Raw genomic sequence first — 20,888 nt, forward strand, 5'->3', positions numbered from 1 at the left:
TTGAGCAGTTCATACATATGATAGGGTCTGCCTACGTACTCAGCTTCTCATTCACGTGGACTCCAACGAGATCGCTCTCGGCGAGTGAGCGATACCTCATTTCGGATTCGCACAGCTTATCCTGTGCGATGAAACCGCCGATGACGAGGGAAAGCTGATCGGCAACGGCGGTGAGTAACCTCTCATGCCGTCCATATGACACCATCCTCTGGCTAGCTTTCACAAAATGATAACATCTGGGGGGTATCCGTTACAAGATACATAACGCCGTCGGAGGCGCTAGCTGAGAATCTAGGGTTCCCAGATGGTCGCCGCTATGTAGCGTTCTCCTTCCGGGTGATCGTTGAAGTAATAGAGGGTGACGATCTTGCCGTCAGATCGCTGCACGGTCCGGGGATATCCCAGGTCGTAGTTGCCGCCATCATCCCGCAGTATGATCTCCTCTCCCCACGTTTTTCCATCATCCTCGCTCAGCTTCGCCCGGATGCCATACGGGACGCCACGATAGCCGTATGTCAAACACAGCCGTCCGTCCTGAAGTTTGATCATGGAGGGCGGATTACCTCCTCTTCCGGTGTTTTCGACCGGTCTGTTCATATATCTCCAGGTTCTGCCGTTATCATCTGAGATGTAAAGGTCAATCCAATATTTCCCCTCCTCCTTGCATCGAACGGCGACGAGGATACGGGATTCGGAGAGCCGGACGCTTGATGGCATTATGGAGTAACCCGCCGGTTCCGGGCCGATCCATGAGAGGAAGGAAAAGGTTTTCCCGCCGTCATCGGTTTTTGCGCAGAACGACCATCCCTCATCTCCGTTGGGCTTGGCAGCCGTCAAAAGGAGCAGGCATTCGTTTCGGCTCAGCACCTGATAATCCGTTCTAGCTGCGACGCCCGGCGTGCCGAACATCGGGAGCTTATACGGCCCCTGCCATGATCTACATCTATCATATGAGATATAAAACCAGGATCTCGCCCCCGCCCTCAATCCGGTTCTCGCGCACATGAGGGCGAAGTCGGGATGCGTAAAATCGATTCCGCCCGGGGGATCCATCAGGACATCCCCTTCGTCCAGCACCTTTCCCACACGCAGATCCTCCCTCATGTGTTCATCGGCCGATATCCCCCTCCCTCCGGGGGTGCGTCCTGGCATCCTCTCAACCTCCCAGCTCTCCCCTCCGTTGAGGCTCCGGGCCTGAACGTTAATGGAGGGTTTCTCCCTGTCGATGGTATGAAATCCGAGTCCCGCCCTGTGATATCCCAGGGTGAAGCCGACAACGATCTCGTCGCCCCAGGACCATATGCCGTAATTGGCAGGCCATCCGGCGAACCGTCCAGGCTCGCGGTAGACGATGACGTTCCTCACGTGCATCTTTCACCTCCATATCTCATTAGGCCACGGATAGCTACCGGGTTTAACCGTGAGATATAGCCCTTCCTCCCCGACGACCCGCATTCGAGCCACGCCGGGGGCAAGTTCCCCACATGGGTGGAATCTATTCCATCCAAGCCGACGTAGAACGGAAGATGCGGTGGCTCCGCCCTCGATGTAAAGCTCATCCACCGAGATACGATCCAATACCTCCTCGGCCAAGGCGGAGATGAAGTAGCGTAATCTTTTGGCGAGTATCGGATCCCTCACGACGGGATGGCCGATGGCGGCTATGACCCGGGAGCTTCTGCTGAAGGCGGATACGACCTCATCAGCCCATCTCCGCAGTATCTCATCCATCATCCTCTCGGATCTGAAGAGCTTGATCGGCATCATGCACACCGGTATCCCGTGCCTTTCCGCGCGGTAGATGGCCTTTCGACTGTAGTCCGAACTGCTGCCACAGATGAAAAACGATCTGCCTTGCCGCCTTGACATCCCGATCCTCCTTTCCGACGGCCTGAACCCTTTCAGCTCGAGGATAGCCCTGAAGAAATCGGATCCGCCTGCAGGAAGCGTATCTTCGTCCAGCCTTTTGGCCCATTCCTGCAGATCCCCCCTCCTTTCAACCTCGCCGATCGCTATGCCCTGAGCGGGAAGGGGGCGGCCGCGGCTTAAAAAACGGACTTCCACCTCCCGCGAAGCACCTAACAGCTCAAGCACATCGGATGTGACGGCGGGATATTCGGGATCTTTCGAGAAATCGGTCTCACTTAAAGGGCGACCTCCCACGAGATAGATCCCCCTTGAGATCCTCCTGTCGAGTGAGGGGTTGGCGGGAATAAGCAGCGCCCTCCCCCTCCCCAGCGATCTCATCATCGCCGTTAACTCGGCGAGGATATGTCCTCGCATGACCGAATCCACCTTTTTGTAGATCCACTCCGGCTTCATCTCCCAAAGCGATCTAGCCACCTCCTCAATCCTTCCCTCTGCCTCTCTCTCGGATCGGGATCTGGTATCGGTATCGATGATTAGGAGGTCTGAGTCGACGTCGGGCTCGAACTCCCTCCGGATCTCCGTCCTCAGGCCGTAACGGAACCCTATGCTGCCGAGTTCCGCCGCGCCGGTAAAATCGTCCGCTATGACTGCTATCATCCCTGTTTCCCTCTTTCTAAGGCCGTCCCGATGATACTCAACGGGATTATATAACAATTCGGGGCGGAGAATCAACTGTGCCGCGCCCCGAGTCAGAAAGTCAGAAAGGGTCAGTTGACGGCCATGAAGGGGTGTGTTATACTCTAGGGAAACAGGGGAGGAAATGGTGTACCGTAGATGTTAGAGGTCGATTTCTGCGGCATACAATTTCGTAATCCCCTTCTCCTGGCCCCGGGACCGTTCTCGGACGAAACGAGATGGATAGTGAGGTTCGTAGAGGCAGGAATCGGTGGGGTGGTGTTGAAATCCGCCGTCTCGGATTCCCTCTCCCATATGCGCAGATGGCCCCGTCCTAGATATCGGCTTCCCTTCGGCCTGACCCGAAACTTCGTGCTCTATTCGTTCGAACAGGCCTTCAGAGGTGAGACAGAGGATTATCTGAAGCTCATCCGCGAGGCCAAAACCTTAGGTGTGCCCATCATAGCCAGCCTCCTGGCTGCGGAGATGAAGGAGTGGGTCGATCTGGGGCTAAAAATACAAGAGGCTGGAGCAGATGGGCTGGAGCTTGATATATCCTGCCCACATACCTCCGGCGACACACATGCCGCCGAGTTCAGGATGTATGTGGAGGTGACCTTAAGACTCTCCGAGGTGCTTTCCATACCGGTTATACCTAAGCTGAAACCCAATATGGATAACGCCGCTTTAGCGGTGGAGCTGGAACGCGCGGGGGCTGAAGCCGTTACCGCCTGTAACAGGCTCACCGGAATAGACGTGGATCTTTCTCTGATGCGTCCCGTCTTGCACGGATCCTATGCGGGATTCGGCGGGCCGTGGAGCAAGTTCCTCGTCTTCAGACACGTGCTGGAGGTGTACCGGGCCACGTCGCTCCAGATAAGCGCATCCGGCGGCGTGACCTCGGCTGAAGATGTGCTGAAATACATCGCATTGGGGGCGAGCACGGTTCAAGCGCTATCGGTTTTCATGCTTAAAGGGATGAAGCTCGTCGGCGGGATATTGAACGATCTGAGACGTCTCATGGAGGAGATGGGCATCAGGGATCTCAGGGAGATCAGGGGGATAGCATCTCGAAACTTCACCCCTCCCGACGAAGTCGAGAGGGATCAACCGGTGAAATTTAGGATTGACGCCGAAAGGTGCACGGGATGTGGAAGATGTCTTACGGTCTGCAGGTATGATGCGATATCTATCTCCGGTAAAGAGGCGTTCATCTCCGCCGGGGCGTGTGACGGATGCGGCCTTTGCGCCGAGGTCTGTCCGGCAGGGTGTATCTCGGCCGAAGGGGTGATCGAATGCGACCCAGACCGGTTATAGCGATAGATGGACCAGCGGGAGCGGGCAAAAGCACCGTGGCCAAAAAGCTGGCCGAAAGGCTTGGACTTCTCTATCTCGATACGGGAGCGATGTATAGAGCTCTGACACTGAAGGCGATCGAGCTGGGCGTTAAGCCCGAAGAGGAGGAAAAACTGATAAAGTTGGCTTCCCAAACCCGAATAGAATTCGATCCGACCGGCAGACGTATCTTCATGGACGGCAGGGAGGTGACGGATCGAATCCGTTCCCCGGAGGTCGATAAGGTGATCTCCGATTACGTCAAAATTCCCGGGCTCAGAAGGGTGATGGTCCAAAAACAGAGGGAACTCGGAAAGGAGGGAGGGGTCGTCGCTGAAGGCAGGGATATCGGGACGGTGGTCTTTCCGGACGCCGATCTCAAGATCTACCTGGACGCATCGCCGCGGGTCCGCGCTATTAGAAGATGGCGGGAGCTTAAGGCAAAAGGGATAGAGATCAGCCTGGATGAGATCGAGAGGGATATCATCGCCCGGGATCTAAAGGATTCCACCCGAAAGGTCGCTCCTCTGAAACCCGCCCCCGACGCCATTCGATTGGATACCTCCGACATGAGCGTCGACCAGGTGGTCGAAGAGATAATGGAGAGGTGTAGGGGAAATGGTTGAGTTCAAGGAACCACCCAATCAATATAGAACCCTTCAAATCATACACGGATTTGATGGGCTTATGGAGGGAGGGGACCTCAAAAAGATAGAGGCCAACCTCCAGAAGCTCAAGGAGATGGGAATCGGCGGGGTGGTCTGTAACGTCAGCTTTAGGGATTATCTGAGAAGCGAGGAACAATGGGAGATCCTCAGATGCGGCCTTGATGCGGCCGAGAAACTCGGTCTTATCATATGGCTTTACGACGAGGAGGGCTATCCCAGTGGAGCTGCCGGCGGGTTGGTGCTTGAGGGACACCCGGAGTTCGAGGCATACGGGCTGATCTGTAGTATGCGCGAGGTTAAAGGGCCGGTTGTGATAGACGTCCATCTGCCCAGAGAAGGCAGGAAGATATACGCCGTATGGGCTTATCGCATGCAAGGGGATAGGATATCCCTCGATAACCCGATCAGGCTCGACCTGAATGGACGTATAAAGGGATCGGAGATCGGGGCGGGGAAATGGTGTGTGGCGGCCATCGCCGAAAAGACCATGTTCGAGGGCACACATTGTACGGCTAACGTCTATAAGAGACGAAGATACATAAATATCCTCGACAGAAAAGCCGTTGCCAGATTCATCGAGTTGACACACCGGGAGTATAAACGTAGGTTCCCGAATAAGATCGGAATCTCCATAGAGGCGATCTTCACCGACGAACCGTCCCTGATGACCGCCTATATACATCCTGACCCGGAGCCTAGATATGCGGCCGTGCCCTGGTGTGAGGAGTTCCCGGAGTTCTTCAGGAGGATGAAAGGGTATGATATCGAGCCCAGGATCGTGGCGCTGTTCACCGATAAGGTCGATCCGCCTGACGAGGCCAGGAGGGTGAGATGCGACTATTATGACGCTGTTGCCGAGCTATGTGCCGAATCATATTTCGGCCAGATACAGGATTGGTGTAGGGAGAACGGAATCGCCTCAACAGGGCATCCTCTCTGGGAGGAGGAGATCACCCATCATGTGGCATTTGAGGGAAGCCTTTTTGAGATCATGCGGCGATTCGACATCCCGGGCATAGACATGCTCAGCTCATGTCCTGAAAACGTCTTCAAGGGGAACGGATTTTTGGGAGCCAAGTTCGCCTCCTCCGCAGCCCACATTCAAGGCTTGGAAAGGGTGATGAGTGAAACCTCCGACCATATCGAGAGGACAGCCGGCAGGGAGGTGAGTCTCGACGAGATGAAGGGCATCGCCGCCCTTCAGTTCGTTACGGGGATAAACGTGATAACCTCATATTATCCCTGGAGAAGGATACCTCCGGATGAATACAGGAAGTTCAATGATTTTGTGGGAAGGCTCGCTTCGGTGATGACAGGCGGGAGGCATGTCGCCGATATGGCGGTTCTGTATCCCATAACCTCCGTCTGGGCCGATTTCCTTCCGACCACCAGATCGATCTCGCCCGAAACTCAATCCCGGCTTATCCGTCAGATTAGCGGCTCACTGAAGGAGATAGCAAGAGGGCTGCTTGAGCATCAGATCGATTTCGACTTTCTGGATGACAGGGCGGTTCAAGATGCCCTGATCGTCGATGGTAAACTGAAGATAGCTCAGGAGGAGTACAGCGCCGTGCTGATTCCGCCGATGGAGATCATAAGGTTCGACACCGCCCGTAAGCTGATCGACTTCGCGCGCCGAGGAGGACTTCTCATCGCATTTAAAAGAATACCGAACAAGGCGATGGAGAGGGGACATGATGAGACTTTGGGAATATTGATGGCGAGCGAGATTGAAGGTGGGCTTAAACTCTGTAGGAGCGTCGAAGAGATGATAAAAACGTTGAGGAGAAGGATCGAACCCGATCTGCTCCTCATCCATCCCAACAGGCATATACTTTACAACCACAGGGTGAGGGATGAATCGGATATCTATCTCGTCTTCAACCTCTCAGATCATGAGTTCAACGATGAGATCCGGCTGAGGGCTTCCGGTCCCTTTAGGGTTCTGAATCCCGATGATGGCTCTCATGAGAAGCTGGATGATATAGGAGGATTCAGGTTGAGGATCCGTCCTCTAGGGGTCAAGGTTGTGGTCGTGGGAGTATGTGATTAACCGTCCGCATCTCCGCCTCCTGCCAGATGGCGAACGGTGGAGGGCGTTAACCGATAAACGGAGGGGGGAGTATGACTCCAAAACAGCGAGTTATAGCAGCCCTGGAGTTAAGGCAGCCTGACGATATAGTTCCCACGTTTGAGCTTGAGTTCCAGCTCACTCAGGAACTTCTAGGCAAGGATTTCATCGACACGAGGAACCTGACGGGCGCTGAACTGGACAGAGCGATAGGATATAACGCCGAGCTGTTGGTCGAGATCGCCGAACGGTTGGATTACTCGATCATCCGTTCGGGCGACATCAGGGTGATAAAGAGGCTTGCCGAGATGGGTGTGGGCGAGGAGTATCTGCTTTGTGGCGAGGCGGATGGCACGATGGCCATACCAAACGGTCAGAATATGGTGCAGGTCTCGGTAAGGCTCTTCGAGGAGCCCGATCAGGTCAAAAGAGAGCTGGACGCATCCGCCGACAGGGCGATCGAATGGGGCAAAAGGCTGATAGATGCCGGCGCGGAATGTCTGACGATGTGTGCCGATTACTGTTTCAATACCGGTCCGTTTCTCTCTCCTAAGATGTTCGCCGAGTTCGTCACGCCATATCTACACAGGATAATCGAGAACCACAAACGGAACGGCGCCTATGTGATAAAACACACGGACGGCAACATAATGCCGATACTGGATCAGCTTGTCTCCTGCGGCCCTCATGCGCTTCATTCCCTTGATCCCCAGGCCGGAGTGGATATCGCTGAGGTCAAGAGGCTGGTCGGTGACAAGGTGTGTCTGGCGGGGAACGTCAACTGTGGTCTGCTCCAGACCGGAACGGATGAGGAGGTGAGGGAGAATATCCTCTATTCGCTTAAGCATGGAATGCCCGGCGGCGGTTATATCTTCTGCACCAGTAACGTGGCTTTCAAGGGGATGCCGCTTGAAAGGTATATGATGATGATGGAGTTGAGGGAGAAATACGGAAGATATGATCGGAGAGGCTAGGGGGAAGGGCGGAATGGCCGCGCCATTCCGCCTCCAAGTTGATTTTCCCTCGTTTAGTAGGCGGCCACTCCTAAGGAGTAAGCGGCATGGCGGAAGCAAACAACACACCGCCTTGAAGGCAGCTCGATCTTCACCTCGTACTTACTGAACCAGTCTATCACCCCACCGAAAACCTCACCGCCCCTGAGGACAAGAACGATGGGACGACGCTCCCTATAGCATTGTATCAAAACCCTATCGTCTATCTGATACCTCTTGGAAGGGTCCATCTCCGGGCCGAGGCCGAGCGCTTTGACCTCCTCGTCGATCTGGATGTAGGGCAGTATCCTTGGCTCGTGAGATTGTTTGTAACAGTACTTGATGTCCAGCTTGTTGATCCGGATCTTCTCGCCGTTGGCCAGCAGATCCAGGTTATACGGCATTCGCCTGAGTATCAGCCCCCTCAACACGCCGTCATATGTGACGAAGACCATCGGCGTCTTGCGACGTATCTGCTTATCGATGTAGAATCTGCCGTATCCCTCAGCTTTAAGGCGTAGAAACTCCTCCTGAGGGATTATCCTAAGCGGTTTGTTAAACTCGTTGAAACGTCGCTGGGGCCTGGGGCGCTGTGGCCCTCCTCGACGATAGGGATGATAGGGTTGTTGGTAGGGTTGGCGATAGGTCTGGTACCCCTGAGTGGGATATTCCCGATAGTAATAATCCCGCTGCCTTGATCCTCCCCGTCTTTCCTCCTCATTGGGCCGCCAGATTAAGGTTCTGGTTAGATCTCTCGCCATCGCACTCCTCTCCTTCACTAAAGGGGGGTATCCGACCTTTATGATAACCGATTTGCGAGAGAAAATCAAGCCTTTTTATTTCCCCATCACTCGACCACTTCAAACCCGCCCACTAGCGTATAGTTAACGGCATAGTGATACAGCTTGGCGTTAACGCGCATTATGCTCTCAGGGGTGTAATGTTTTCCGTTGCGCGACCAAACCCTGTTGTTGGCCTCGACGCTCTCCCAGAGCGTTATCCAAGCGTAATCGACCTTCGACCGGGCCACTCCGGGGAGATTTCCCTTATATCCGCGCAGCAGCTCCGCGCCCATACAACCGGGAAGAGCCTTTATCGCCGGGAGAAACTCCTTGAGCATAAATTCTTCAAATTCCTCCCTGTCGACGTCGAATTTCAGCTCTATGGTATGTATCGCTCTGAACTTCGGCATAGCTACCTCCTTGATCGCTGGAGTCGTTCTCGATATTATTCTAGCACGTTTGGAAGGTTCAGTCAAAAGGAAGAACGCCTAACATCTACAGCCTATCTGCCATTATGACCGTCGCTCTCCCGGACATGCCAATATGACATGCCATCCGCCGCTAAAAGGATTTAAGGCGTGTTACATGGGGCATAAAGCGCTGGACGGAACCTGGCACGTTATTTGCTTTATTCCTGAGCGTGAGATCATGTGCGGAAGGTGATACAGATGAGATTTGATAGATTTACGATAAAGGCTCAAGATGCCATTCAATCGGCTCAAGAGATAGCACAGAGGTACAACCATCAGGAGATAGGCAACGAGCACCTGCTTATGGCCCTTTTGGAGCAGGAGGAAGGGGTTGTACCTCCGATAATCCAAAAGCTCGGAGCAAATCTGGAACTGATAAAACATCAGCTTCAACAACATCTGGAACGGATGCCGAAGGTTCAAGGGGCGGGTTTGGAGGTATATATATCTCCGAGCCTGAGAAAGGCGCTGGATGTGGCATGGCAGGAGGCCCAGAGGCTCAAGGACGAATACTTAAGCACCGAGCACCTACTCGTGGCCATCTCAGAGGACACATCCACTCCCGCGGGCCAGATCCTCAGAAATCACGGCGTGACGAAGGATAACATCTACAGGGCTCTCTCAGAGATCAGAGGATCGCAGAGGGTGACTGATCCGAATCCGGAGGACAAATATCAGGCGCTGCAGAGGTTTGGGAGGGATCTGACCGAGGAGGCCCGTAAGGGGAAGCTCGATCCGGTTATCGGGAGGGACGAGGAGATAAGACGTGTGATGCAGATACTCTCCCGAAGGACCAAGAACAATCCCGTGCTGGTCGGCGAGCCGGGGGTCGGTAAAACCGCCATCGTTGAAGGACTGGCCCAGAGGATAGTCGCAGGCGATGTGCCCGAAAGCCTTAAGGACAAAAGGTTGGTAGCCCTGGATATGGGAGCTCTGGTGGCAGGGACGAAGTATAGAGGCGAGTTCGAGGACAGGCTCAAAGCCGTGTTGAGGGAGATTCAGGAGGCCGAAGGAACGGTCATACTCTTCATAGATGAGCTGCACACCATAGTTGGAGCCGGAGCGGCCGAAGGGGCCATCGACGCCTCTAACATGCTCAAACCGGCCCTGGCGAGAGGAGAGCTCAGGTGCATCGGCGCTACCACCCTGGACGAGTATCGAAAACATATAGAGAAAGATCCCGCTCTTGAGAGAAGGTTCCAACCGGTATATGTGGATGAGCCGTCCGTCGAGGAGACGATCAGCATACTGCGCGGGCTGAAAGAGAGATATGAGGTGCATCACGGCGTCAGAATTCAGGACTCCGCTCTTATAGCCGCAGCCGTGCTCTCCCACAGATACATCACGGATAGATTCCTCCCCGATAAGGCCGTGGACCTGATCGATGAGGCAGCAGCGAGGCTCAGGATGGAGATAGACAGCGTGCCGACGGAGATAGATGAGATCGATCGTAAGATCATGCAGCTTGAGATAGAGCGCCAGGCGCTCAGCAGGGAAAAAGATCCGGCATCCCAGGAGAGACTTAGGAAAATCGAGGAGGAGATAGCCGAGCTCAGGGAGAAGAGCGATCAGATGAAGGCTCACTGGCGAAACGAGAAGGAGACCATAGGGAAGATCAGATCCCTCATGGAGAGGATCGATACGCTGAAGATCGAGGAGGAAGGGGCAATCAGAAACGGCGATTACGACAGAGCCGGAAGGATCAGATATATGGAACTGCCGCAGGTGGAGAAGGAACTCAAAGAGGCGCAGGAGCGGCTTAAGGAGCTCCAATCCGAACAGAAGATGCTCAAGGAGGAGGTCACCGAGGAGGATATTGCTGAAATCGTCTCCAAATGGACCGGAATACCGGTCTCCAGGTTGCTTGAAAGCGAGAAGGAGAAGCTGTTGAAGATGGAGGAAAGGCTGAAGGAGAAGGTGATCGGACAGGATGAAGCCGTCGAGGCCGTCTCAAACGCCGTCAGAAGGGCACGGGCCGGGCTGCAGGACATCAACAGGCCGATCGGATCCTTTATCTTCCTGGGTCCCACCGGCGTCGGTAAGACACACCTTGCCAAATGTCTCGCTGAGTTCCTATTCGACGACCCTAACTCCATGATCCGAATCGACATGTCCGAATACATGGAGAAACACTCCGTGGCAAGACTTATCGGGGCACCTCCAGGATATGTCGGGTACGAGGAGGGAGGCCAACTGACGGAGGCCGTCAGACGCAAGCCTTACTCGGTGGTGCTGTTTGACGAGATCGAGAAGGCCCATCCCGAGGTCTTCAATACGCTCCTGCAGATACTGGACGAAGGCAGGCTGACCGACGGGAAGGGACGCACGGTTGACTTCAAGAACACCGTGATCATCATGACCTCCAACATGGGGAGTCACTGGATTCAGGACCCCAATCTCTCGAAAGAGGAGATCCGCGAGAGGGTCATGAGTGAGCTCCGAAACGGTTTCAGGCCGGAGTTCCTCAACCGAATCGATGAGATCATAATCTTCAATAGGCTCACCATGGATGAGATCAAACAGATCGTCGATCTGCAGCTCGATCAGGTCAGGGAGAGATTGAGGGAGAGAAGAATGGAGCTGATTTTGACCGATGCCGCCAGGGAGGAGCTCGCCAAACTCGGCTACGATCCGGTCTACGGAGCGAGGCCGCTGAGGAGGGTGATACAGAAGCAGGTGCTGGATCCGTTGGCCGTGCGCATGCTGGAGGGCAAGTTCAAGGATGGCGATACCATCGAGGTGGATTTCGTCGGAGATGATTTCGTCTTCAACCTGATCCGCAGAGAGGAAACGGAGTAAGGCGCAAGGCGTAGGGCGTAATGCGAGTATAAGATAAAACGCCCTGCGCCTTACGCGACGCTCATCATGAAGATGAAGCGGTCATCGTGTCCCTTTCAACCTCGGCCGGCTTCACCCATTCTCCACCATTCAGAGCCGACCGGTGCACGGCTGCCTCAAGGAGGAGCTCGTTCCAGGCGGCGTTCCCGTCGGCCGGCATGGGCTCATCATCCAGCATCGCCTTGATCACTCCGTCCGCCATTCGGACGAAGGATTTCTCCATCTCCGGCTCCTCCGGTTTCGCCTCCCAGGATACCTCAACTCCACCTCCCCAGCCCGGCTTATAGCGCTGATACCAGCCGACCAATCCCCTCGCCTCGGCATATCCCTTATCGCCCAAGATCGTGATCTCCAGGGGTATGCTCCAGAGATTCGTCCCATCGAGCGAACCTATGGCGCCGTTGGACCATCTCATGTGGATCATACGGGGCCATGGCCCAGGTTGTTTGGGATCGCCGATGGCGCTCACCCATTCGGGCAACCCCATCGTCCAGAGGATCTGGTCGATCACGTGCGACCAGCAGTTGAAGTGGGCTCGCGCCCGGACCATTCTGATCTGGCCTAAGGTACCTTGAACGACATCCTCGTGTAATCTCCTGAAGTGCTCCATAAACCGGTAGTTGAAGTCGATGCCGAACTTCACCCCTGAGCTCCGCCACTCTCGGATAGCAGGGGCGGCTATAACGGCGTCCTCCTCGCGCACGCGGTACTGGCCCTCCAGTCCGCAGAGGGGTTTTTCGGTGAAGACGTTCTGCCCGGCGGCGAAGAGCTGCCTGAGCGGCGGGATACGTCTGGTCTCGTTGACTATCAGAAGGACCAGATCGGGACTGCAGTTGGCCAAAAGCTCGTCTATGCTCGGATATCCGGGGGCGCTGAACTCCCTTTCAAGCAAATCGAGCTTTTGGGGATCCATATCGCAGACGGCGATCACCTCGGCATCGGGATGGCTGTGGAAGTTTCTTCCGTGTTTCAAGCCCATCCCCTTGCCGCCTATAAGCGCACACTTAACCAACTTCGACCTCCCTTTCACCGGTCTGATTTCCTGATCAGTTGCTTTGGATTATCGCATGATGGAGAGGTGAAATCAAGGGTTGACTGTAGCCTGACATCTCTTAAGGGGAGTGGGATTCGCCGAGGTAGGATAACCCCCTGTCCAGGTCCTCGATGATATCCCCCACATCCTCCAATCCCACCGAGAGCCTGATGAGGCCATCCGTTATACCGAAACGCAATCTCTCCTCTCTCGGCACGGCAGCATGTGTCATAGATGCCGGATGTGAGATCAGGGTGCGGGTATCGCCCAGGCTTACCGCCAAGGTACACAATCTGAGTGAGTTCATCAGCTTCCTGCCGGCCTCCTCGCCCCCCATTAATTCGAAGGAGATCATTCCGCCGAAGAGCTTCATCTGTTTCAAGGCGATCTCATGTTGTGGATGGCTCGGGAGGCCGGGGTATCTGACCATCTTGACCGCCGGATGTTCCTCAAGAAATTTGGCGATTTCCATGGCGTTTTGCGAGTGAGCTCTCATCCTCAGCGGTAGGGTGTGTATTCCCCTCATGATCAGCCATGCGTTAAACGGACTCAAAACGCCACCGTATATCCTCAGCGTCACCTTCCTGGCTTCCTCTATGAACTTTCTCCTTCCGATAATCGCCCCGCCGATTGCGTCGCCATGGCCGCAGAGGTATTTGGTCATGCTGTGTATCACCACGTCCGCGCCCAGCTCCAGCGGTCTCTGACCGCACGGCGTGGCGAAGGTGTTATCTATGAAGAGCGGCAAACCGTGTCTTCTGGCGATATCCGAAATGACCGCTATATCTATCACGTCAAGCGTGGGATTCGCCGGCGTCTCGATATAGATGAGCCGGGTGTTCGGATGAATGGCCTTCTCAAAGAGCGTCGGATTCGTCCCGTCAACGAAATCTACCTCCACGTCGAATCTCCTCAGGCTGTATGAGAGGAACTTGTAGGTTCCCGTGTAAACCCCTTTTGAACAGAGCACATGATCACCTGAATCCAGCACTGTGAGGAGGGCGATCGTCACGGCAGCCATTCCGGAAGCTGTGACCAGAGCCTCCTCGCCTCCCTCCAAGGCGGCGAGTTTTCTCTCGAGGGAAGCGAGGGTGGGGTTTCCCCATCTAGTGTAGACGTATCCCTCCATCTCCTCGGAGAAGATCGCCGCTCCCTGTTCGGCGTTTCGAAAGGCGAAGGTGGTGGCCTGGTATATCGGAGGTGCCACGGAACCAGTCGTCGGGCAGATCCCCTCGCCAGCATGTATGGCCAGGGTTGAAATTCCCTCCTTCCTCAAGGTTTCACCTCCAGCACCTCAATCGATAGCCTGTTGAGCGTTCTGAGCACGCCCTCGCCGAATTCCAGGGCCGTATCCGATTCCAGCTTCCCGCCGGCAAGCTGTATATGTGTGGCATCGGCCTGATATTCCCCCAGCGTTGGGTCCATACTGACCCATCTGCCGATATACACCTCAGGCCAGAAATGGTAGTAAAAGGCATCGCCTTGATAGACCAGTCCGGCGCATATCCTGGTCGGTATTCCCACCGACCTCGCCAATGCCGTGAAAAGGACGGTATGTTCGGTGCAATCCCCCTGCAATGTTTCAAGCGTGTTTTTCGCCGATCCGAAGCCTACCTTCAGGGATTTATCGTAGATATTTTCATAGACCCATCCGCATATCAGCTTCGCCGCGCGCCATGCGTTTCTTTCATCCCCTATGATCTCCTTCGCCTTCCTCTTGATATCCGGATCGTCCGACTGAACGTAAAGCGTGGATTTAAGGAACTGCGCCACCTCAGGTGAGGTGATAGGGGTCTGCGCCGATTTGGACTCATCCACGGGGGATCTATCGATCTCGAGGATCGCTCGATTCCCCCCCAAGAGTTTGATCCTCTGCTCCTGAGAGGGCACGAAGGCTTTGCCGATATCACCTCCCTTGAGGGTCACAAGGGCTTTCAGATGGTTGGGATGGCCGTATATCGGTTGGCCGGAGGGGAAGAGCTTAGTGTCGATTATCACATCTATCTCGCCAGCTTCGCCCAGGGCCTCTTTCATATCGGTTTTGACGAGCTCCATCTTCATCCCCATCAGCCCCATCATCTCCATTCTGTATGTCACCCCGTTTTCATCCAGCCATTCCCTGTTCTCGAGGCCGCCCATCATCTCCAGTTTATAGCTGACGACGTAGACGGGAATCTTTTTACCTTGGTAGTCTATCTTATCTCGGCGGAGGACGTTCACCTCAACTGGTATAGGCTTCAGCAGTTCCATGCTGAAGAGGTTCAGTCTATACTTATCCCCCACCTTGAGACCTCTTTTCAAGGCGTGATATCCCAACGCTTCCTCGAAGATCACATCATCCGGCAGCTCCACCTCTTCCTCAGCGGTTTTCCCGCCGAGTTGTAGCTTCACTCTCGCCCGTTTGCCTTCGATCCAGCCTTCGGTTTTTCTGATCTGACCGGGCTCGCTTATGCTGGAGATGAAATGCTTCGGCGCAAGATCCATCCCCAGCAGCGATTCTTTGGTCTGGGAGAGTTCAAGCGATGTTCCCATCCGCCTGATCCTCATCCTCATCTCGGAGCGAATTCTGATGAATTTCTCACCGTTACGGCGGATGATATCCGTATAGGTGTGAGAATACCCCACCTTAACACCTGATATCATCAGGCTCATCCATTCATCCTGTGGGAACTTCATGTGAGCAAGCTCCTCCTCCGTTATAAGGCCAAGGGCAAGAGGCGAAAGGAGAAGGCAGAGGGAAAAAGGTAGGAGGAAAGATATGAAGGTGAAAAGGGGATATAAGCTGTGATTCCGATCATCTCTCCACATCCAACACCCTCGCGTCGAATCCGTCCAGATCTATTGAGGATCTATCGCCGGCGATCGGAAGCGACTGGCCGCTGACCCTGTCCCTCAGGGATTTAGCCCCCTTCGGCGCCAGCAAGGTGACGGTCACGGGGTTAGCCGACGGGTTTATAAGCGTCAAGATCACTCCGCTTCCGGCTTCGAACCTGTAGCAGAGGACCGGCTCGGGTCTGACCGTAAGGGGACCGAGAAGCTTCGCCTCGACCAACTCGGGCGCTAAATCGAAAGCCCTCTTCACCTTCTCGACCACCGGTGCGATCCGATCCCGTTGGGAAGCGCGCGAGTAGATACGATGACCTGTGGCGAAGTTCCACAATAACAGCTTTTCCGCCTCCCCGGTTTTCTCACCGTCCCAACTCTCGAAGTTGCTCATCTTCGGATAGACCACCCTGATGATCGGGTCCTGCAGGCGAAATTTGCTCCAGGAGTGTCCGTGCGAGAGGAAACCATCCACGAACTCCCTTGCTATATCAGCGCATCCCTCGGCCAGGATCACCGCCTCAGGCTTTACCTCGTCGACGGCGGCTCTGATCTTCTCAAGCATCTTCCTGATACCCCAGTTCCAGATATATGGGGAGGGATGGTGATGTTCGGGGTTATAACATGGATGATACTCCGTGGCACAGGTGGAGTCTATGAACACCCCGTCCGCATCGAATCTCCTGATCAACTCAGCGCATATCCGCGCCAGCTCCTCCTGCCATCCTGAGCAGGCAGGGCACATATGCCAGAAGTTGTAATAGACCTCCAGGTAGCTTCCATCGGCGTTCATGATCGCCCATCTCTTCATATCAGGGCCTATCTTGGAGTACCTCCAGACGATTAACCCCTCAACATAGAGCAAAACCCTGCCGCCGGCTTCATGAACCTTCTGAATGGCCTCTTTCAGCTCCTCATCCCCGCCCATGTCCGATCTCGGGAAGAGATAGTTGCCGCGGCTTACGTGGCTGCCATATCCGGTCTGATCATCGCCGGACCAGTAAGAGTGGTAATAGAAGAGATCGGTGAAGACGGTCCTATTCAACCTAAGCCCTTCCATCAAATCCTCAGTGAAATTCCCTTTGGATGAGGCTCCGTGTTCACCTATCAGGTATGTATGTCGGAACCACTCCGGTGAATTGCGAAAGGGCAGGCCTGATCGCCGTGTGCTGATGAGGTTTAACGCCCGCCATCTCGATCCGGTGAACGCCCCTACCAGGATCGGCCCGAGCGTAGAGCGTTGACCCGGGCGAAGGTAGACGGAGTGAATCTCGGAGACGAAATGGCCGAGGCAAGCCTCTCCGCCTCCCGCCGCGAAACGATCGCTTGAGATAAAGGAACGCATCGAGAACGGATTCTCTCCCGATCTGAGCCTCTCCTCGACGGCGGATTCATCCAGTAGATCGTTCCTGTTCTCATCTAGGATGTAAAACCCCTCGTTATTGCCCTCCTGAATCAAAAACGGGGCGGCGAGCTGTCCGATATAGCTCTGTCTATATCTTTCGCCGGCCGGTATGGTGAGCCCAGCTATCTGAGGCAGATGAACCCTATCGGATTCAATCGAGTCGACCACCGATCGGAGGAACATCGGCAGGTAGATCTCCATCTCCATCGGTTCGTCTCCCTCGTTCCATAGCGTCGCCGTCCACTGTATACCAACCGATATCGGCTCCACGAAGAGCTCCATCCTCAACGGCAATTCCTTGCAGGTCAGCCTCGCGCTGAGTCCTCCTTCCGGCGTTGATATGGCCTCAATAACCTGGAAATGTCGCTGGGCGAAATAGGAACCGAAGAATCTGCCGCGCAGCACCTTGATGGCAAAGGGATTACCGACATAGGAGGCCCAAGATTGAGCGGGCGGATGTAGGTATTCGGTTCCGGTTTGGGCGTTCTGAAAACTTATCATCCGGATACCGGCGGAATCGGTTTGAATTTCGATCCTGGTTGACCCTCCAATTATGACGAAGTCCACATCCTTCCTCCGGAATCGGGCCTTAGCTTTAAGCTAATATACCACAAATGGGGGAGAATATCAAGCGTCCTCTCCCCAGGGCTTTTCAATGATTTGGTATAATCAGGCATGATAGAAGGCACGCCCCTGTGCATGCCCTCGAGTCCGGCAGGCACGGAGGCTTATCACTACAGCGCTGGCGAAAAGCGTTGAAAACCCCTTGTCCTTTCCCGCCGATTCTTTCCAATTCACCTGAATTATGATACAATTTTTCAGGGGAAGCCCCACGGATAACCGCTACGCTTAATAACTAAACGTTGATTTTTGATAACCATGCCGGGAAAGATCAAGGATTTCATCAGGAAAGTTAGGGAGACGATACGAGAGTACGGGATGATCCACGGTGGGGATAAAGTGCTGATCGCCGTTTCAGGCGGACCGGACTCAATGGCGCTGTTACGCTCTCTCGATCTACTCAAAGGGGAGCTGAACATCACCCTGCACATCGCTCACCTGGATCATCGGTTCAGAGGTGAAGAATCCGCGGAAGATGCGAGGTTCGTCGCCGAAACAGCCCGTAAGCTCGGGATCCCGATCACCATCGAGCGGATAGACGTGCCGAAGTTCATCGAAGAGACGGGCCTCTCCGAAGAGGAGGGGGCCAGGAAAGTGAGATACGAATTCCTCAAGCGAACCGCCGATGCTATAGGTGCCTCTAAGATCGCCCTGGGGCATACTGCCGACGACCAGGCTGAGACGGTGTTGATGCGGCTTATCCGAGGGAGTGGGATGCGCGGGCTTTCGGGGATACCGCCCGTCAGAGCAAGCCGTTTCATAAGGCCGCTTATAAGGATCTCCAGGAGACAGATCGATGAGTTCCTTGCCGAGATCGGTCAAAGCTACAGGATCGACTCTTCAAACCTTGAGCCTATCTATGCCAGAAATAGAATTCGACTGGAACTCATACCCATATTAGCCCGATACAACCCGAATATCTCCTCCGTTTTGGCCAGAACGGGGGAGGTTTTGGCCACCGAGGACGATCTCCTTTCCCAGATCGCCGATGATGAGCTGAACCAAAGGTTGATCGAGCGGACAAAAACGTATGTGAGGCTTTCCATTAGGGGGTTCAACGAACTACATATCGCTATCAAGCGGAGGATCATAAGGCGCACGATCGAGATGACAAAAGGTGACCTACTGAATATAGATCTGACGCATATCAATTCCGTCCTGCACATTATCTCCGGGGAGAAACCCAACTCGGAGGTGGATCTTCCCGGCGTTAAGGTGAAAAGGCGATACTCCGAGCTTATAGCTACGGTATGCCCTCAAAAGAGCACCCCTCCCTATCGATATACGCTCGATCTGCCGGGTGAGGTGGAGATACCGGAGGCGGGGTTGAGGATAACGACTGAGGTTGTGGATGTAAAGCCGGAGTTTGTGGGAGGAGAGGATACCGCCGTCCTGGATCTGGATAAGCTCTCTCCGCCTCTGATCGTCCGAAACAGACGTCCCGGAGACAGGTTTATACCGTTAGGGATGAAAGGCAATAAAAAGGTGAAGGATCTCTTCATCGACGAGAAGGTTCCTCCGGAACTAAGGGATAAGGTGCCGATCTTACTGAGCGAGGGGGAGATCGTCTGGGTGGCAGGTTATAGAATCGATGAGAGGTTTAAGACAGGGGATGAAACGAAAAGGTTCGCCGTAATTCGGGTCAGTCGCCTTCAGCCCCAATGACCGTGTGTTGAAGTGAGTTCCTGCCGATCCATTTGAACGGGAATGTCGTTTGTGATAGAATACGAGGAGAAGCCAGCAAGGGGGTGATGACTATGTGGAAGATATCCGTTTCGGTCCTGCTGATGCTTGCACTCGTCCAGACCGGATCGGCGATCGAGCGCGAGGGACTCGTCGGTCTGTGGCTCTTCGATGAGGGCGAGGGGGAGGTGTTAAAGGACCTTTCGGGGAACGGAAACGACGGGCAGATCGCCGGAGCCAAATGGGTGAAAGGCAAATTCGGAAAGGCACTGGAGTTTAACGGATCGGGTTACGTCGAGGTCCCGGCCTCAGATAGCTTAAACTCGATCGAAAAGGAGATCTCCGTTTTGGCCTGGGTGCAGGTGAAAAATTGGGCTAACTGGGCGAGGGTGGTGGCGAGAGGCAACTGGACGCCGGCTATGGATCAATACCAGTTTCTCCTTCTGTTGGGAGGTTCCACAGGGGATATAGGTTTCTGTGTCTCAATCAAGGGCGAAAGGGCGAAATATGCCGGGAAACCGGTGTTGAAGGTAAACCAATGGCATCATGTTGCGGGTACCTCCGATGGACAACAGGTTAAGCTTTACGTTGATGGCGAATTTCTCGGCTCCTCCGCCTCGGCTGCTCCCATAAACAGGGTGGACGATGAGCCGCTGACCATCGGCTGCGGATATGCCAATAATTCCAGATCCAGTTTCTTTTCAGGGAATGTCGACGAAGTAGCGATATTCAGCAGGGCGCTTTCTCAAGATGAGATCAAAGAGCTGATGAACGGGCTTAAACAGTTGATCCTGGCCGTCGAACCCGAATCGAAACTGGCGACGGTCTGGGGTGAGGTCAAAGCGAAATAATGGATATATCGAAGATCTACCTCAGCACGGCCTTTCTGTTGGGTATGCTTCATACCCTTGAGCCGGGCCACGGCAAAAGCGTTATCGCCGCCTATCTGGTTGGAACAAGCGGCAGAACGCTGGATGCCGTTATACTGGGACTTATCACCGCCTTCACCCACACGTTCAGCGTTATAGTCCTGGGGGTGATCTTCAAATTCGTCTCCGAGAAGGCATTTGTCGGGCCGGTGCAAACTTCTTTCCGGTTAATCGCCGGGCTGATGATCCTGGGCGTCGGCATATGGGTGCTTTACGGAGGGATTAAGGGGAGATACCACTCCCATCCGCATATACATCATGATCACGATCACCCTCATGGATATAGATATCCACAACTGATCCTGATGGGGTTTTCGGCGGGCATGGTTCCCTGCCCTGCCGGTATAGCTGTCCTCCTTTCGGCCATCTCATCTGGCCAGATCAACAGGGGGCTGATCCTGGTTTTGATCTTCAGCCTCGGCGTGGCCTTTACCATAACGACCATAGCGATCACTGCCGCCAACGTAGGAAGGATAGCCGAGATGACGATCGGCGGGAGATTTAATCGGTTTTTCATGAAGCTGCCGATCATCAGCGGCATCATTATCTCCCTTCTGGGACTTTACAGCCTGTTGAGGTTGGTGGTATGAGGATCAAAAGCTGCTAGGCCCCTCGGGGTCAACCGCGTCACGGTATGGCGGAAAATGAAACAGTATGGTATCCCACTTGACGAGCCCGACTGATCCCACTCCAA

General features: G+C 54.5%; 17 protein-coding genes and 1 pseudogene. 9 read left to right on the forward strand and 9 right to left on the reverse strand.

All coding sequences use genetic code 11. The features are described from left to right. Positions 1-31: 31 nt before the first annotated feature. The 3 genes from J7M22_06360 to J7M22_06370 all read right to left on the reverse strand — a co-directional run bounded on the left by J7M22_06360 (position 32) and on the right by J7M22_06370 (position 2,526). Positions 32-223: a hypothetical protein gene (locus tag J7M22_06360; GenBank protein MCD6506232.1), complete on the reverse strand. Its 192-nt coding sequence runs from the start codon at positions 221-223 to the stop codon at positions 32-34. Between the two features lie 68 nt (positions 224-291). Beyond that, positions 292-1,371 (reverse strand): exo-alpha-sialidase, encoded by a 1,080-nt coding sequence (locus tag J7M22_06365; GenBank protein MCD6506233.1) that lies wholly within the window; start codon positions 1,369-1,371, stop codon positions 292-294. A gap of 3 nt (positions 1,372-1,374) precedes the next feature. After that, positions 1,375-2,526, reverse strand: coding sequence for a four-carbon acid sugar kinase family protein (locus tag J7M22_06370; protein ID MCD6506234.1), 1,152 nt, complete (start codon positions 2,524-2,526; stop codon positions 1,375-1,377). A gap of 177 nt (positions 2,527-2,703) precedes the next feature. On the opposite strand from J7M22_06370, the gene J7M22_06375 reads away from it, so the two are divergent. The 4 genes from J7M22_06375 to J7M22_06390 all read left to right on the forward strand — a co-directional run bounded on the left by J7M22_06375 (position 2,704) and on the right by J7M22_06390 (position 7,592). Then, positions 2,704-3,861, forward strand: a complete 1,158-nt coding sequence (locus J7M22_06375) for a 4Fe-4S binding protein (protein MCD6506235.1) — start codon at positions 2,704-2,706, stop codon at positions 3,859-3,861. Then, positions 3,840-4,505: a (d)CMP kinase gene (locus J7M22_06380; protein MCD6506236.1), complete on the forward strand. Its 666-nt coding sequence runs from the start codon at positions 3,840-3,842 to the stop codon at positions 4,503-4,505. Before J7M22_06375 ends, J7M22_06380 begins: the two co-directional genes overlap by 22 nt. Further along, positions 4,498-6,600: a hypothetical protein gene (locus tag J7M22_06385; GenBank protein MCD6506237.1), complete on the forward strand. Its 2,103-nt coding sequence runs from the start codon at positions 4,498-4,500 to the stop codon at positions 6,598-6,600. Before J7M22_06380 ends, J7M22_06385 begins: the two co-directional genes overlap by 8 nt. A gap of 71 nt (positions 6,601-6,671) precedes the next feature. Next, positions 6,672-7,592, forward strand: a complete 921-nt coding sequence (locus J7M22_06390) for a hypothetical protein (protein ID MCD6506238.1) — start codon at positions 6,672-6,674, stop codon at positions 7,590-7,592. 53 nt (positions 7,593-7,645) lie between these two features. Here J7M22_06390 and J7M22_06395 read toward each other — a convergent pair whose 3' ends face one another. Both J7M22_06395 and J7M22_06400 read right to left on the reverse strand, forming a co-directional pair. Then, complete coding sequence (locus tag J7M22_06395; protein MCD6506239.1) at positions 7,646-8,371, reverse strand: hypothetical protein; 726 nt, start codon at positions 8,369-8,371, stop codon at positions 7,646-7,648. Positions 8,372-8,457: 86 nt separating this feature from the next. Next, positions 8,458-8,802, reverse strand: a complete 345-nt coding sequence (locus J7M22_06400) for a hypothetical protein (protein MCD6506240.1) — start codon at positions 8,800-8,802, stop codon at positions 8,458-8,460. 258 nt (positions 8,803-9,060) lie between these two features. On the opposite strand from J7M22_06400, the gene clpB reads away from it, so the two are divergent. Beyond that, positions 9,061-11,661: an ATP-dependent chaperone ClpB gene (clpB, locus tag J7M22_06405; GenBank protein ID MCD6506241.1), complete on the forward strand. Its 2,601-nt coding sequence runs from the start codon at positions 9,061-9,063 to the stop codon at positions 11,659-11,661. Between the two features lie 64 nt (positions 11,662-11,725). Here clpB and J7M22_06410 read toward each other — a convergent pair whose 3' ends face one another. The 4 genes from J7M22_06410 to J7M22_06425 form a co-directional block, all read right to left on the reverse strand. Further along, positions 11,726-12,712, reverse strand: a complete 987-nt coding sequence (locus tag J7M22_06410) for a Gfo/Idh/MocA family oxidoreductase (GenBank protein MCD6506242.1) — start codon at positions 12,710-12,712, stop codon at positions 11,726-11,728. A gap of 100 nt (positions 12,713-12,812) precedes the next feature. Next, entirely contained in the window at positions 12,813-14,009 is a 1,197-nt protein-coding gene (locus J7M22_06415) for a PLP-dependent transferase (protein MCD6506243.1), read from the reverse strand. Then, positions 14,006-15,385: a hypothetical protein gene (locus J7M22_06420; GenBank protein MCD6506244.1), complete on the reverse strand. Its 1,380-nt coding sequence runs from the start codon at positions 15,383-15,385 to the stop codon at positions 14,006-14,008. The genes J7M22_06415 and J7M22_06420 overlap by 4 nt, the downstream gene beginning before the upstream one ends. A gap of 142 nt (positions 15,386-15,527) precedes the next feature. Continuing rightward, positions 15,528-17,528 (reverse strand): hypothetical protein, encoded by a 2,001-nt coding sequence (locus J7M22_06425; GenBank protein MCD6506245.1) that lies wholly within the window; start codon positions 17,526-17,528, stop codon positions 15,528-15,530. 312 nt (positions 17,529-17,840) lie between these two features. Here J7M22_06425 and tilS point away from each other — a divergent pair, with 312 nt between their 5' ends. The 4 genes and pseudogenes from tilS (at position 17,841) to J7M22_06445 (ending at position 20,877) form a co-directional block, all read left to right on the forward strand. Then, positions 17,841-19,247, forward strand: coding sequence for a tRNA lysidine(34) synthetase TilS (gene tilS, locus J7M22_06430; protein MCD6506246.1), 1,407 nt, complete (start codon positions 17,841-17,843; stop codon positions 19,245-19,247). 92 nt (positions 19,248-19,339) lie between these two features. Next, entirely contained in the window at positions 19,340-20,116 is a 777-nt protein-coding gene (locus J7M22_06435; GenBank protein ID MCD6506247.1) for a LamG domain-containing protein, read from the forward strand. Continuing rightward, positions 20,116-20,784 carry a sulfite exporter TauE/SafE family protein gene (locus tag J7M22_06440; protein ID MCD6506248.1) on the forward strand — a complete coding sequence of 223 codons (669 nt, stop codon included), beginning with the start codon at positions 20,116-20,118 and terminating at the stop codon, positions 20,782-20,784. The genes J7M22_06435 and J7M22_06440 overlap by 1 nt, the downstream gene beginning before the upstream one ends. Positions 20,785-20,787: 3 nt before the next feature. Further along, positions 20,788-20,877 (forward strand): annotated as a pseudogene (locus tag J7M22_06445) (hypothetical protein). Positions 20,878-20,888: the final 11 nt, after the last annotated feature.

Source organism: Candidatus Poribacteria bacterium (genome assembly GCA_021162805.1).
In the GTDB taxonomy this organism is placed as follows: Bacteria; Poribacteria; WGA-4E; order B28-G17; family B28-G17; genus JAGGXZ01.